Origin of the sequence: Pseudomonas sp. FG1 (genome assembly GCF_034313875.1) — a bacterium.
In the GTDB taxonomy this organism is placed as follows: Bacteria; Pseudomonadota; Gammaproteobacteria; order Pseudomonadales; family Pseudomonadaceae; genus Aquipseudomonas; species Aquipseudomonas veronii.
Genome location: NZ_JAVIWP010000001.1, coordinates 6,578,848 through 6,592,333, shown reverse-complemented (window position 1 = coordinate 6,592,333; position 13,486 = coordinate 6,578,848). Strand labels below are relative to the sequence as shown.

14 protein-coding genes are annotated in these 13,486 nt (G+C 61.6%); 8 read left to right on the top strand and 6 right to left on the bottom strand.

What is annotated here, in order from left to right; genetic code table 11:
- Nucleotides 1–21: 21 nt before the first annotated feature.
- Entirely contained in the window at nt 22–1,971 is a 1,950-nt protein-coding gene (locus tag RGV59_RS30375; protein ID WP_102617320.1) for an LTA synthase family protein, read from the bottom strand.
- Nucleotides 1,972–2,174: 203 nt separating this feature from the next.
- On the opposite strand from RGV59_RS30375, the gene colR reads away from it, so the two are divergent.
- The 5 genes from colR to RGV59_RS30350 all read left to right on the top strand — a co-directional run bounded on the left by colR (nt 2,175) and on the right by RGV59_RS30350 (nt 5,944).
- Nucleotides 2,175–2,858, top strand: a complete 684-nt coding sequence (gene colR, locus RGV59_RS30370) for a two-component system response regulator ColR (RefSeq protein WP_016975511.1) — start codon at nt 2,175–2,177, stop codon at nt 2,856–2,858.
- The gene (locus RGV59_RS30365; protein ID WP_017846108.1) at nt 2,848–4,128 is read left to right on the top strand and encodes a sensor histidine kinase; all 1,281 of its coding nucleotides are present in this window, start codon (nt 2,848–2,850) and stop codon (nt 4,126–4,128) included. Before colR ends, RGV59_RS30365 begins: the two co-directional genes overlap by 11 nt.
- Nucleotides 4,129–4,315: 187 nt before the next feature.
- On the top strand, nt 4,316–4,996 hold the full coding sequence (locus RGV59_RS30360) for a class I SAM-dependent methyltransferase (RefSeq protein ID WP_017846107.1): 681 nt from the start codon (nt 4,316–4,318) through the stop codon (nt 4,994–4,996).
- A gap of 4 nt (nt 4,997–5,000) precedes the next feature.
- Nucleotides 5,001–5,720 (top strand): lipopolysaccharide kinase InaA family protein, encoded by a 720-nt coding sequence (locus RGV59_RS30355; RefSeq protein WP_026139920.1) that lies wholly within the window; start codon nt 5,001–5,003, stop codon nt 5,718–5,720.
- Nucleotides 5,717–5,944: a hypothetical protein gene (locus RGV59_RS30350; RefSeq protein WP_017846105.1), complete on the top strand. Its 228-nt coding sequence runs from the start codon at nt 5,717–5,719 to the stop codon at nt 5,942–5,944. The genes RGV59_RS30355 and RGV59_RS30350 overlap by 4 nt, the downstream gene beginning before the upstream one ends.
- 98 nt (nt 5,945–6,042) lie before the next feature.
- Here RGV59_RS30350 and RGV59_RS30345 read toward each other — a convergent pair whose 3' ends face one another.
- The 3 genes from RGV59_RS30345 to RGV59_RS30335 are packed head-to-tail and all read right to left on the bottom strand — an operon-like array spanning nt 6,043 to nt 9,666.
- Nucleotides 6,043–7,140, bottom strand: a complete 1,098-nt coding sequence (locus RGV59_RS30345) for a DUF1513 domain-containing protein (RefSeq protein ID WP_102617343.1) — start codon at nt 7,138–7,140, stop codon at nt 6,043–6,045.
- A 2-nt stretch (nt 7,141–7,142) separates the two neighbouring features.
- A complete protein-coding gene (locus RGV59_RS30340; RefSeq protein WP_017846103.1) occupies nt 7,143–8,207 on the bottom strand; it encodes an imelysin family protein in 1,065 nt (354 codons plus the stop codon).
- Nucleotides 8,208–8,238: 31 nt separating this feature from the next.
- Nucleotides 8,239–9,666 carry a di-heme oxidoredictase family protein gene (locus RGV59_RS30335; protein WP_102617321.1) on the bottom strand — a complete coding sequence of 476 codons (1,428 nt, stop codon included), beginning with the start codon at nt 9,664–9,666 and terminating at the stop codon, nt 8,239–8,241.
- Between the two features lie 140 nt (nt 9,667–9,806).
- On the opposite strand from RGV59_RS30335, the gene RGV59_RS30330 reads away from it, so the two are divergent.
- The 3 genes from RGV59_RS30330 to RGV59_RS30320 are packed head-to-tail and all read left to right on the top strand — an operon-like array spanning nt 9,807 to nt 10,600.
- Nucleotides 9,807–10,370 carry a nitroreductase family protein gene (locus RGV59_RS30330; protein WP_126585444.1) on the top strand — a complete coding sequence of 188 codons (564 nt, stop codon included), beginning with the start codon at nt 9,807–9,809 and terminating at the stop codon, nt 10,368–10,370.
- A complete protein-coding gene (locus RGV59_RS30325) occupies nt 10,345–10,473 on the top strand; it encodes a hypothetical protein (RefSeq protein ID WP_262377347.1) in 129 nt (42 codons plus the stop codon). The genes RGV59_RS30330 and RGV59_RS30325 overlap by 26 nt, the downstream gene beginning before the upstream one ends.
- Complete coding sequence (locus RGV59_RS30320) at nt 10,448–10,600, top strand: hypothetical protein (protein ID WP_158244680.1); 153 nt, start codon at nt 10,448–10,450, stop codon at nt 10,598–10,600. The genes RGV59_RS30325 and RGV59_RS30320 overlap by 26 nt, the downstream gene beginning before the upstream one ends.
- A gap of 159 nt (nt 10,601–10,759) precedes the next feature.
- Here the strand turns inward: RGV59_RS30320 and RGV59_RS30315 are convergent, their stop codons facing one another.
- Together RGV59_RS30315 and RGV59_RS30310 are read right to left on the bottom strand one after the other, a co-directional pair.
- Nucleotides 10,760–12,898 carry a methyl-accepting chemotaxis protein gene (locus RGV59_RS30315; protein ID WP_017846100.1) on the bottom strand — a complete coding sequence of 713 codons (2,139 nt, stop codon included), beginning with the start codon at nt 12,896–12,898 and terminating at the stop codon, nt 10,760–10,762.
- A 135-nt stretch (nt 12,899–13,033) separates the two neighbouring features.
- Complete coding sequence (locus RGV59_RS30310) at nt 13,034–13,435, bottom strand: YbaN family protein (protein WP_126585443.1); 402 nt, start codon at nt 13,433–13,435, stop codon at nt 13,034–13,036.
- Nucleotides 13,436–13,486 lie beyond the last annotated feature (51 nt).

The window sequence follows — 13,486 nt, the reverse complement described above, 5'->3', positions numbered from 1 at the left end:
CGGCTGTACGGGACGTTTTGGTTAGCGCGTGCTTAATGCCGGGGCCTCTTCCTTGGGCGCTTTCCAGCTCAGCAGTTGTTGTTTGAAATCATAACTGGCGGCCTGGTAGTAGGTGATTGCCCGCTGGATCAGCGGGTCATCGCTGCCGACCCGCAACTCCTGGCTTTTACCCAGCGCCTCGTCGTGGCGACGCAGACCCTGGCGTGGGCTGAGAATCGCCAGGTTTTTGCCGTCGAACAGCCCCAGGTGCTGGTAGTTGCCGACCACGACCCGAGGGGGCAATGGGTTGTCCTGCAACAGGTCACGGCCAAAGAAGGTCGATTCATAGCTCAGGTTGATCAGGCCCAGCAGGGTCGGCGCCAGGTCGATCTGGCTGGCCAGTTGCGCCGATTCCCGTGCGTCGATCAGCTTCGGCGCATAGATGAACAGTGGAATTTGATAGTTGGTGATGGGCAGGTCTTCCTTGCCTGCACTGCCGGCGGTGTGGTCGGCGACGAAGACGAAGATCGTGTTATCGAACCATGGCTTCTGACGCGCCGCTTCCAGGAATTGGCCGATGGCATGGTCGGTATACTTCACCGCGCCGTCGCGGCCATTGCCGGATTTGATATCGATGCGCCCGTCCGGGTAGGTGTAGGGGCGATGGTTGGAGGTGGTCATCAGTTGCAGCAAGAACGGCTGCTGCTTGGCGTAGTCGGCATCGGCCAGCTTCAGGGTCTGTTTGTACAGATCCTCGTCCGCCATGCCCCAGGCATTCTTGAACGAGATTTCCGACTCGGGCACGCTGCTCTGGTCTACGACGCGATAACCGTTGCCGCTGAAAAACGCGTTCATGTTGTCGAAATAACCGCGCCCGCCGTACACAAACACGCTGTCGTAACCGATGGCCGTGAGTTGTTGCCCCAGGCTGGCAAAGCCGCTCTCCCGACCAATGCGCTTGACGATGGAGCGTCCCGGCGTCGGTGGGATGGCCAGGGTGATCGCCTCCAGGCCACGGTCGGTGCGGGTGCCGGTGGCGTAGAAGTTGTTGAAGTACAGGCTTTGTTGACGCAAGGCGTCGAGATTCGGCGTGAGGTTGCGCCCGTCGCCATTGCTGCCCATGTATTTGGCGCTGAAACTTTCGATGGTCACCAGCACGATGTTGGGTTTGCGCAGCGTGCCCGGGTGGGTGATGGCACGGCGGATATCCAGTGGGTCCTGGCCGATGAAGCGCGCATTGGGCTCGCTGAGTTCGGCGCGCAACTGCTTGGCCACGATCTCGGTTGGCAGGCTCTTGTAGAACTGTGAGTAATCCAGCTCGTTGTTACGGAACGCGGCGAAAAACTGATACGGGCCATTGCTCGCCAGTTCGTTCTTGTAGGCATTGCCGCCTTGGGCGCGTGGGCTGTCCTGGCTGATCAGTTGCAGGCTCAGGCCCGCGACGACCAACAGCGCCAAGGCATTCAACAAACGGCCGCGCATGGGCGGCAGCGGGGCGTTCATTGCCGCATTGAATGGCTTGCGCAGGGCCAGGCTCAGCACGACAGCCAGCATCGCCAGCAAACTGAGCAACTTGCCGATGGGGTAGGATTCCAGCAGGTTGTTCAGTACTTCGTCGGAGTACACCAGGTAGTCGACGGCGATAAAGTTGAAGCGCACGCCGAACTCATCCCAGAACAACCATTCGGCCACCGAGGTGAACAGCATTGCAAACAGGCTGACGGTGAGCACTGCCTGCAGGAACCAGCGATGGCCACGGCGACGCCACAGCGCGGGCGGACACAGCAACAGGTACAGCCCCAGAGGGAGGGCGGCATAGGCTAGAAAAGCCAGGTCATAGAGCAGGCCCACGCCAAACACCGGCAGCAGATTGCCGCCGACTTCATCCAGATGCGTAATGAGCAGTACGCTGCGGGTGAGCAGGAAAACAACCAGCCAGGCACCGGTTACCAACAGCAAATAGCGCATAGGCGCCGTTTTGAGAAACCCCATGTCCAACTTCCTTAGATCGATGGGGGCGATCTTCGGCCTGGCACTGTAGTCAGTTTGTGAAGCTATAGTGAAAAACTCGTTCAACTCTTTAATCGGTTGAAATCGTTTATCTGCGCAGCGCTCAGCTCTATCCCTGAGCCCCACTAGGCCTTAAGCTGCGCGAGCCAACACACGGCTGGCACGAAAGTACGGAGACACTGCCCATGCGAATTTTATTGGTTGAAGACAACCGCGATATTTTGGCCAATCTGGCCGATTATCTGGGGCTCAAAGGTTACACCGTGGACTGCGCGCAGGACGGTTTGTCGGGCCTGCACCTGGCTGCCACCGAGCACTACGACCTGATCGTACTCGACATCATGCTGCCCGGCATCGATGGCTACACCCTGTGCAAACGCCTGCGCGAAGATGCGCGCCGCGATACGCCGGTGATCATGCTCACCGCCCGCGATCAGTTGGATGATCGCCTGCAGGGCTTCAAGTCCGGCGCTGATGACTACTTGCTCAAGCCGTTTGCCCTGTCGGAACTGGCCGCGCGCATCGAAGCCGTGCTGCGCCGCGCCCAGGGGGGCGGACGCCGTGCCCTGCAGGTGGCCGACCTGCATTACGACCTCGATACCCTGGAAGTCACCCGCGAAGGGCGCCTGCTCAAGCTCAACCCGGTGGGCCTGAAGCTGCTGGCGGTGTTGATGCAGAAAAGTCCCCATGTGCTGCGTCGGGAAATTCTCGAAGAAGCCCTATGGGGGGATGATTGCCCCGACAGTGACAGCCTGCGCAGTCACGTCCACCAGTTGCGCCAAGTGATCGATAAACCTTTCGCCAAACCATTGCTGCAAACGGTACACGGTGTGGGTTACCGCCTGGCCGAGGGTCGTGATGGAGTTTAAGCAAAGCCTTGCCCAGCGGATCATCATCGCCTTTGCCTTGATGAGCGCATTGGTGGCGGGCGCCTTCGCGATGGGGATCATCGCGACGGTGCATCTGGTGGAAGAGAAGCTGATTTCGGCAGGTTTGGGCGGCGACTTGCAGCGCCTGCTGCTGATGGACAGCGTCGAGGACTGGAGCCACCGACCCGAGCCGGACCAACTGTTCTATTTCAGCGGCGGGCGCGGGGATTTCGAGCTGCCCAAGGACCTGCGGCACCTGGATCCGGGTTTTCATGAAGTGTTCCGCGAGGCGTTGTCGTACCACGCTATGGTCGAAGTGGTCGATGGTCGGCGTTACGTGCTGCTGCAAGACCAGAGCGATTTCGAAGAGCGTGAGCGCGTGCTGTTCGCGGTGGTGCTGGTGGGCTTCGTGCTCAGCCTGGCGCTGGCGGTTTTCCTCGGCTGGGTGCTGGCCCGCAAGGTGATGGCACCGGTGGTGCGCCTGGCGCGCCAGGTGCGTCATCGTGACCAGTTGCTCGGCCTGGCGCCGCCCCTGGCACCGGATTACGCCGCCGATGAAGTGGGCGAGCTGGCCGTGGCCTTCGACGCCACATTGGGCCGTCTGCGCCAGGCGCTGTCCCGCGAGCAGTTGTTTACCAGTGATGTGAGCCACGAATTGCGCACGCCGTTGATGGTATTGGCCAGTTCCTGCGAGCTGCTGCTGGAAAACCCGGCCATCGACGAGCGTGGGCGCAACCAGGTGCTGCGTATCGCCAGGGCCTGTGAAGAAATGCGCGAACTGGTGCAGACCTTCCTGATGCTGGCACGCGCCCAACACAACGACGCCACCATGTCCCCCCGGGTAACCCTCACCCAGGTGGCGGATGATTTGCTCGGCATCTGGCGTGAGCCGATCGAGCAAAAAGGCCTGCAACTGATCTACCAGCCGGGCAACCCCCTGGATACCCGCTATAACACCACCTTCCTGCATGCGGTGATGGGCAACCTGCTGCGTAATGCACTGCATTACACCGAGCAGGGCTTTATCCGGCTCACCCTGGAACCGAGTGGTTTTGTGGTGGAAGACTCCGGCGTCGGCATTCCCGAAGACAAGCGCGAAGCCATGTTCGAGCCCTTCGTGCGCGGCAGCGAAAAACGCGGCGAAGGCCTTGGCCTGGGGCTGTCGCTGGTGCAGCGGATCTGCGAAAACCAAGGCTGGAGCGTCAGCCTGAGCACCATGGAACCCAATGGTTGCCGCTTTCACGTCCAACTGAGCCAGGTCAAATCCTGACCGTGTGTGCTACCGCTATGCTGGCAACGATCAGTGTAATTCGTCGTAGATAGCCCGTTGCTATCATTTGTGTCGGTAAAGTCTTGACATGTATGAATCTGGACAGGACAAGTTTTTCACAACGAGTTGACCTATTGATCACAGTCTGCAACTTAAGGTCGTAGGCATCAGTAAACGGAGACGTAAGATGCCTACCCCGATCAAGCTCGAATTTTCCGATAAGTACGACGAAGAGCATGCGCAGAGTTATTTGCTCAAACATCAGGACAATTTAGCTCGCCGGCTGTCCCACAAACGTGACGAGCAGTTGGCGCGCGGTGCGTTGGCCATGGCCGGTGAACCTGGCCTGGTCTTGGACTTGCCTTGCGGGGCCGGGCGTTTCTGGCCGTTGCTGGCGGAAAAACCCAACCGGGTGATCATCGGCGCCGATAATTCGGAGTCGATGTTGAAGGTCGCGATGGTCGCCCAGCCGGCGGACGTGGTCAAACGGGTACGCCCTTTGCAGACATCCGCCTTTGATATCGATTTGCCTGATAACGCGGTCGACAGCATCTTCTGCATGCGCCTGATGCACCACATTGGTGAGCCTAAGCACCGCTTGGCGATATTGCAGGAGTTTCATCGTGTTACCCGCGACAGCGTGATCATCTCGCTGTGGGTGGATGGCAACTTCAAGGCCTGGAAACGCAAGCGTGCTGAAGTAAAACGTCGTAGGAAAGGTGAGCAGGAAGGTTACCAAAACCGGTTCGTGTTACCGGCTGCTACTGTCGAGGCAGAGTTTGAGCAGGCCGGTTTCCGTGTTCAGGAGTCCCTGGACTTCATTCCGCTCTACGCCATGTGGCGAGTATATGTATTGCGCAAGAGGTAACAGGATGGCAGTTGAGTGCGTAGCAGGCAGTCATGTAGCTCCCGAAGAGCGATTTGAGTATTTCTGGCGCCAGCAGGGCGAGTGGGTCGAAGAGCCTAATCGTCGGCGTGGCGGTGAAAGTGGCGTGCAGCGTGTGATGGGGCCCACCGGGCGTTTGCTCTACAGCAAACGTCAGACCGGGCATATCTACCGCAGTTGGCTGCATCCGTTTGGGCGCCCGACCGTGTTGCGCGAACGGGATGCTCTAAAAGGCCTGCGCGCGCTGAATGTGCGGGTGCCGGAGATGGTGTTCTGCGAGGCGCGTCGTGATCCGCAACACCAATGGAAAGCATTGTTGGTGACGGCTTCGCTGGACGGTTTCGACGAAATCGAAAAATGGTACGCCGCCGGTGGCCGTGAACAGTACGGCGAAGCGGTACACGAGCGTGTACTCAAAGAGGTGGCGGCGACATTGGCGCGCATGCACAAAGGTCGCTGGCAACACGGTTGCTTGTACATCAAGCATATCTTTGTGCGCGTTACGGGTGAGCCCGACTCGGCCAACGTGGAAGTCGCGCTGCTGGACTTCGAGAAATGCCGCCAGCGCCTGACCGCTTATCGAGCCGCCTCCCATGACATGCTGCAACTGCGCCGCCATTCGTCGTGGAGCGATGGCGACTGGGCAAAACTCAGCTACTTTTACGAGACGGCGTTTGGCAGCGCTATCAAGGGTTTAACCAAATGAAGCTAGAAATAGCTCGAGGTCTGTTTCTGGTCGGGGCGTTGGGCGTTGCTGCCCTGGCCCTGGCTGCATGGGAACAGCCTCGGACACAGGTCCTCAGTGCGGTGCAAGGCAGCGGGCAATGCCTGCTGCCGCGCATCGCCAAGGCGAATGCGACGGTCAAGCCCGATCATGACCTGCTGCTGTTCATGTTCGGGATGTCTCGAGGGGTGGGGCCACAAAGTTGAAACGATCAAAACCACCCAAAAAGGGCCTTGTGAGACGAGGCCCTTTTTTTTTCGCCAGCGATTTGCCCGTCGGGCGCAGCGCGGGCCGAGCCTGACCGTCAGACCAGATGCAGATGGTTATCCCAAAGCCCGGCTGGCAATTCCAACGGTGTTGCGCTCAGCTGTGCCTGGCGGCAGTCATAGAACCGGCAGCGCCCCTGGCCGGAGGTCACGACAAACCCGTCCGCCACCGCACCCACGCCCGCACAGTCCGGCAACGGCCCATCCAGGCGCAGCTCGCCGCTGTCGATGTGCCAGATAAACAAGCGGTTGCCGCGCGGTGCGGTCAACGCGACCAGGCGCAATTCGCTGTGTACCGCGACGCTGGCGGTGTAGTGCGCCATCGCCTGTAACTGCTCGTCGGCCACCGCAAACGCCATGAATGGCTGCCCCGGCCGCTTGATCGCAAGCAACTCGGAGCGCTCCTGGGACGGCCCCATGAACTGCTGCCCGGTGAGGATGGTGCCATCGCTGGCGATGCCCATATGGCGCACGCTATTCATCTGCTGGCCGAGGGTTTCCTTGCTGATCAGGCTGCCATCGCATTGCATCAGCACCAGGCTCGGTTCCATGGCGTTGAGGTTCATTTCCACGCGGCTTTCGGCTTCGGTGCGGATGCCGCCGTTGGCCACCACCAGGGTTTCGCCGTCGGGCATCCACGCCACCTGGTGCGGGCCGATGCCATGGGTGGAAATCTCGCCGCTATGCACCAGCCGTTCGCCTTCGAACCGGTACACCCCGAGCAGGCCACGGCCCGGATCGGAGGTGTCGTTTTCGGTGGCGTACAGCCAGTCGCCACTTTTATGGATTACCGCGTGGCCATAGAAGTGGCGGTTTGCATTCGCGGTGATGGTTTGCAGCAGCGCGCCATCACGCAGGTCGATCAGGTAACTCTCGGTGCCTGGGCGACGGGCGACAAACAGCGCGATCGGCAGCGTCGGGTGGTTGATGATGTCGTGGCAGCGCTGGCCGACCTGGGTGGCGAACACCCGCTGGCCGTCCAGGCGATAACCGACAGCATAGTGTTTGCCGTCTGCATCATCCCGCGCCGAGAGCAGCAGCGGGCCCTTGTCTTTCTGCTTGAACAACGTCCAACCGCCCAGCGTGAGTGCGCCGAGCAACGCGCTGCCAATGGCCAAAGCCTGTCGCCTGAGCATCATCAGTCACCGTCGTTGGCGTTGAAGCCCAGTTGGATGCCCAGCGCCTTGGCCAGCTCGCCTTCGTGCAGGCGGTGGACGACGTTGAGACTGTCGTAGAGATCGTTGAGCTGCTGGCGTCCGGCGTCATCGCCGAGCAATTCGTTGAGGGTGCGCTGGTTGCTGGCGAACAGTTTCAGGGATGCGGCATAGGCGGCGTCGATCTTCTCGGCCAGGGCCTTTTGATCGGCCGGCAACAAGCCACGCAGGCCTTTGTTGTCGACGCCGACCCACACGGTCTGGGCCGCGGCAAGGCTGGCTTCCAGGCTTCGCAGGGACGACTGGCTGCGCCACGCGTCGGCCTGGAACGGCTGCGGGATGCCCTTGGTCTGGCGGCCCATCGGCGTGCCGAGTTTTTTCTTCAGGGTGTCCAGTGCGGTCACTTGTACGCGCAGCAGGTCGGCAATGGCCTCGTGGGAATCAGCGTAGCGCTGGTTGGGAAACTTGCTCATCTGCGCGAGCATGCCGTCGGTGCTGTTCCAACTGGCCAGGATCTCTTCGGCCAGGGCTTTCTGGCGCTCGCCGATGGCCGTCAGCAGCGGGCAGTAGCGGGCTTTCTGGGCGGCGTCGGCGATATCGGTCTTGGCGTCGTAGAGGATGTATTCATAGGCCGACAGGCCCTGCACCACTACGCTGGATTTGGCCAGGGCGGCCGCATCGATCTGCGGCTGGGCGGCGACCAGTTGCTCGACCTGGCGACCCACCAGGTTTTTCTTGTCCGGCCAGAACTGCACCTGCCACGAACGGTTACCCTCGGCCAGCGGGCCGATCAGCAGCGGTTGCAGTTCGGCCCAGGCTTTTTGGGCGTGAAGGAAGTCGGCGCGAGCGGTGTCCAGGCTTTCCTTGCCCTGGCAGTACGCCAGGGCGCTGACGGCCAGTTGACGGTCGGCTTCCACCCAGCGGCTGTAGGTCGGCAAGATCACTTGCTTGGCGATGGCGGCCGAGGTCACCGCTTGCGGGTCTTGCGGCGAGCAGGCACCGAGCGCGAGGGCGGCCAGGCTGGTGAACAACAACTTGGGACGGAACATGTCGAGCTCCCTTCTGTAAGTGGGGCGAAGCTTATAAAGAGTTCAGGAACGCCAGCAGTGCAGCGCGCTGCTCGGCATTGAAGGACAACACATGCTGCTGCGCCGCTTGTGCTTCACCGCCGTGCCAGAGCACGGCTTCCAGCAGGTTGCGGGCGCGGCCGTCATGCAAGAACTGGGTGTGGCCACTGACGGTTTGCGTCAGGCCGATGCCCCACAACGGTGGCGTGCGCCAGTCGCGGCCACTGGCCTTGAATTCGGTGCGGTGGTCGGCCAGGCCGTCGCCCATGTCATGCAACAGCAGGTCGCTGTAGGGGCGAATCACCTGGTTGGCCAGTTCAGGTTCGGCAGCATTGGCCGCCGTGGTGAACGACGGCGTATGACACCCCTGGCAACCGGCCTGGTAGAACAGGTTCTTCCCGGTCAGCACCTGTGGTGCGTCGACGTCGCGGCGCACGGGCACCGCCAGGTTGCGGGTATAGAACAGCACCAGGCGCAGGATGTTATCGCTGACTTCCTGCTCGCCATCGGGGCCATTGCCGTTGGGCGCCTGTTTGCAGGCGACCTGGGCGTCGGTGCAGTCATCGACGGGTCTCAGCGACGTGGTGAGGCCCATATCCCCCGAAAACGCGTGAACGTTCTGTTGATTGAGGTTGGGTTGCCCGGCTTTCCAGCCGAAGCGTCCGAGCACGGCTTTTTGCCGGGCGTCATCCCAGACCCAGTTCGCGCGGCCGACGATGGCGTCTTTGTCGGCGGTCTTCGGGTCGGTGTTGCGCAGGATATCTGCGTCGGCAATCGCTTCGAGCAGGCCCAGGCCGATCATCGGCGGGGCGATGCGTGCGGAGAAGCGCGTGTCCGGGTGCATCGGGCCGTAACCGAGTTGGGTGATCTGCAGGTTGGGCTTGCGCAGTTCGACGACGCTGCCGTCCGTGAACGTGACGTTGACCGGCGTGTAGTCGACCCGCACCTTGCCCTCCGGCGCCACGCCGGGTACGGCCATGTCCTGCAACTGCCCACCGTAGACCGGCTCGGGCACTACGCCGAGTTGCTCGATGAGCTTGGCATACGGCGGCGCATCCGGGATCGACAGGCGCACCAGCATCGACACGGCGTTCTGCGCGTCGGCCAGTGGCGGGTGGCCACGGCCGTCCTTGATATGGCAGTTCTGGCAGGCATTGGTGTTGAACAGCGGCCCCAGGCCGTCGCGCGCGGTGGTGGTGGAAGGCGCGATCACCCAGGGGCTGCGAAAGAAACTGTTGCCGACGCTGAAATCCAGGCGGCGGGTTGGCGACAGGTTGGCCGAGGGCAGGGAAAAGGCGTTCTGGCCGTGTTTGTTCACCGTCGTTGCCCCGCCGGCCCGCGCTTCCCCCGGCTCAGCCTGGGTAAACCGGGGGGCGTCATCGCAGGCAACCAGGCTCATGGCCATCAGTCCTGCAGACAGGCGAAGAAGCGAACGGAGCATCGAGTTTCCTGAGCAAAGGCGGAAAATAAGGTCGCAAAGTCTAACAGGGCGGGGCGGTTTGAATAAGAGCAATTATCGTTTGATGGCATCCCGGTCCATTCCCGCTAGAATGACCGCACATTTTTTTCTGGAGGTGGCCAATGCAGGCTCTCGACGCTTTGCTCAACCGTGTTTCCGTGCCGCGCCTGCTGGAACCGGCACCGACCCAGGAGCAGCGTGATGTGCTGTTCGCCGCGGCCATGCGTGCGCCCGACCACGGCCAGTTGCGTCCTTGGCGGTTCCTCACCGTGGAAGGCGCGGCCCGTGAGCAGATGGGCACGTTGCTGGTCGAAGCCGCCCGCCTGCAAGACCCCGACGCGCCGCAGGCCGTCCTCGACAAGGCCCAGAACGGCCCGTTGCGCGCGCCGCTGGTCGTAGTGGTGATTGCCCGCCAGCAGGAACACTTCAAGGTGCCGAAATCCGAGCAGTTGCTGGCGGCGGCTTGTGCCGCCCATGGCATCCTGCTGGCGGCCTATGCCCAGGGGATTGGCGCGGTGTGGCGCACCGGGGACTTGTCCTACTCGGCCCATGTGGCCAAGGGGCTGGGACTGAAAGAGGGCGAGGAAGTCATTGGCTTCCTCTACCTGGGCACCCCGCAGAACCCGCCGCGTACCGCGCCGAAAGAGGATGTGGCGGCGTTTGTCACGGCCTGGACCGGCCTGTAGGAGCGAGCTTGCTCGCGAAAAACTCAAGGGCACCGCGTTCATCCAGGATGCACGCGTGATCGAGGATGTGGCGGCGTTTGTCACGGCCTGGACCGGCCTGTAGGAGCGAGCTTGCTCGCGAAAAACTCAAGGACACCGCGTTCATCCAGGATGCACGCATGATCGTTGACGTTCTTCGCGAGCAAGCTCGCTCCTACAGCGAAAAACTCAAGGACACCGCGTTCATCTAGGATGCACGCGTGATCGAGGATGTGGCGGCGTTTGTCACGGCCTGGACCGGCCTGTAGGAGCGAGCTTGCTCGCGAAAAACTCAAGGGCACCGCGTTCATTCAGGATGCACGCGTGATCGTTGACGTTCTTCGCGAGCAAGCTCGCTCCTACAGTGTTGTTTACACCCTGAACTGATCCATCAGTTTCATCTGCTGGCTGGCCAGTGCATTGAGTTGGCTGCTGATTGCCGCCGATTCCGTAGCCTGGCCGGTGAGGGTTTCGGTCACGGTGCGGATCGCCGACACATTGCGGTTGACCTCTTCGGCCACTGCGCTCTGTTGTTCGGCGGCGCTGGCGATCTGCAGGTTCATGTCGCTGATCACCGTCACTGCGTCGCTGATCTTGCCCAGCGCCTGCACGGCCTGATGGATCTGCCCGGCATTGCTCTGGGCCTGCTGTTGGCTCGAATGCATGGTCGCCACCACGCCACGGGTGCCGCTCTGGATGCGTTCGATCACCTGGCGGATTTCCTCCACCGAATCCTGGGTGCGCTTGGCCAGGTTGCGTACTTCGTCGGCCACTACCGCAAACCCGCGCCCGCTTTCCCCGGCGCGTGCCGCTTCGATGGCGGCGTTGAGCGCCAGCAGGTTGGTCTGCTCGGCAATGCTGCGGATCACTTCCAGCACTGAACCGATCTGCTCGCTGTTGACGGCCAGTGCTTCGACTTCGCTCACGGCCTTGCTGACTTCGTCGGCGAGGGTGGTGATATCGCGGGTGCTCTGCTCGATGATCGACATGCCTTCGCGCGCCGACTGATCGGCCCCGCGCGCCGCGCTGGCGGCGTTGGAGGCGCTGTTGGCGACGTCATGGGCGGTGGCGCTCATTTCATTGGACGCCGTGGCCACCTGGTCGATCTCGCGGAACTGCACCTGCATGCCTTCGCTGGTCTGGCGTGCAATGGCCGAAGACTGGTCCGCCGTGCCACGGGCTTCGCTGATGCTTTGCTTGATCTGCGCGATGGTCGGTTGCAGCTTGTCGAGGAAACGGTTGAACCAGGTCACCAGTTCGCCCAGCTCGTCTTTCTTGGAGTAGGCCAGGCGCTGGGTGAGGTCGCCGTCGCCGCTGGCGATGTCCTTGAGCATGGCAGCCACGCTGTTGATCGGCCGGGTCACGCCGGTGGCGGTCAGCCAGACCAGCAGCAGGCCGAGCAATGCGGCGACGGCCGCGACCAGCAAGGCCTTGAGCGTGCCGCTGGCCTGAGCCTTGTCGAGTACGGCTTGCAGCTTGACGTTGTCGGCCAGCAGTACGGCCTTGGGCAGCTTGATCACTATGCCCCAGGACTTGGCGTCGGCAAGCGGTTTGAGCGGGTACACCGCGCGAATGGTGTTTTCCTGTTCGAGAATCGTGCGGTTGTCGCTGCCCAGCAGTTGCACGATCTCTTTGCCTTCGGCGCCCAGGGTGTCGATCAGGTTCTTGCCGACCTTGGCCGGTTCGCCACTGTAGGCGGCGATCAAACCGGTGCTGGAGATAATCTCCAACTGCGCCATACCGTTGAACAGGTCTTTCTGTGCAACATCGGTGCTGGCTTGCAAGGCATTGAGGGCAATGTCGACGCCCAGGACGCCGATGAGTTTGCCGTCTACCAGCAACGGCAGGGCGATGGTGGTCATCAATACAGTCTTGCCGCCCACCGTGTCTTCATACGGGTCCAGCAGGCAAGCGCGACGGGTGTCCCGTGGGCAGGTGTACCAGATGTTGTAGGGGGTGCCGTTGAGGTTGAGGGTGGTTTTGTTCAGGTCCTCTTCGACCATGATGGTGTTCAAGTCTTCGCCGCCGGCGCGGCTCCAGTAGCTGGAGAAACGGCCTTTATCGTTGGAGACACGCGCCTTGTCGTCGATAAACTCACTGTCCTTGCCATCCAGCGCATTGGGCTCGAACGACATCCAGATCCCCAGCACCTTGCTGTTGCGTTCAAACGCGGTTTTCAGGCTCTGGTTGAGTTCTTCACGCAGCGCGCCCGGTTCGAGGGAGCGCTTGGCGGCCAGGGTGCGCAGGTCTTTGACCTGGTCGGCGAGGGCGGTCAGCGCCACCAGGCTGTCGCCGAAGGTTCGCTGCAGTTGCACCGCCTGTTCGGCAGCCTTGGCTTGCAGCAGTTGTTGCACACTGGCGGTGAGCATCCGTGAGCTTGAGTCGCTGACCAGCGCATTGTTCTGCGCGGTATTGTAAATATTCATGCCGACCACCAGCGCAATCACTCCCAGCAGGCAGAGGCCGGACAGCAGCACGATTTTCAAGCGGATGGAGAGGGTATCGAACATAGGTTCACTCACGGATGGGCTTGTTGGTATGCGAGCTGGGCCAAGTCCATTCGGCGCCTTATCCGGAGCATCGGCGCAGCCAGGGGTTTCATGAGAGGGAGGCGATGAACGGTAGGAAAACGCCTACATCCCGCGCTATGCGGGGCGTGCGAGCCGTTCCGGGCGGGACCATATCCACAGGTTGCCCAGGCTCATTCCGGCGATGGTCAGGTAGATCGGCCAGCCGTGATCGAGCGTCAGCAGCATCAGTAGGGCACAGAACAGCATGCTGACGGTGGCGCTGATTTTGGCGCGGCGCGCGATGATCTTGCCGTTGCGCCAGTTGAACAGGATCGGCCCGAACAGGCGGTGGTTTTCCAGCCAGGCGCTGAGGCGCGGCGAGCTTTTGGTGGCGGCCCAGGCAGCCAGCAGGATGAATTCGGTGGTGGGCAAGCCCGGCACGACAATCGCCACCAACCCGATACCCAGGCTGACGTAGGCCAGCAGGCCGAAGAGGAGCCGGGCGATTCTCGAGGTGGATGGGGATTTGCCGGTCATGGGTGTGTGCAAGTCGGGGAAAACAATTATTCAGCTTGGCATGAGATCCAA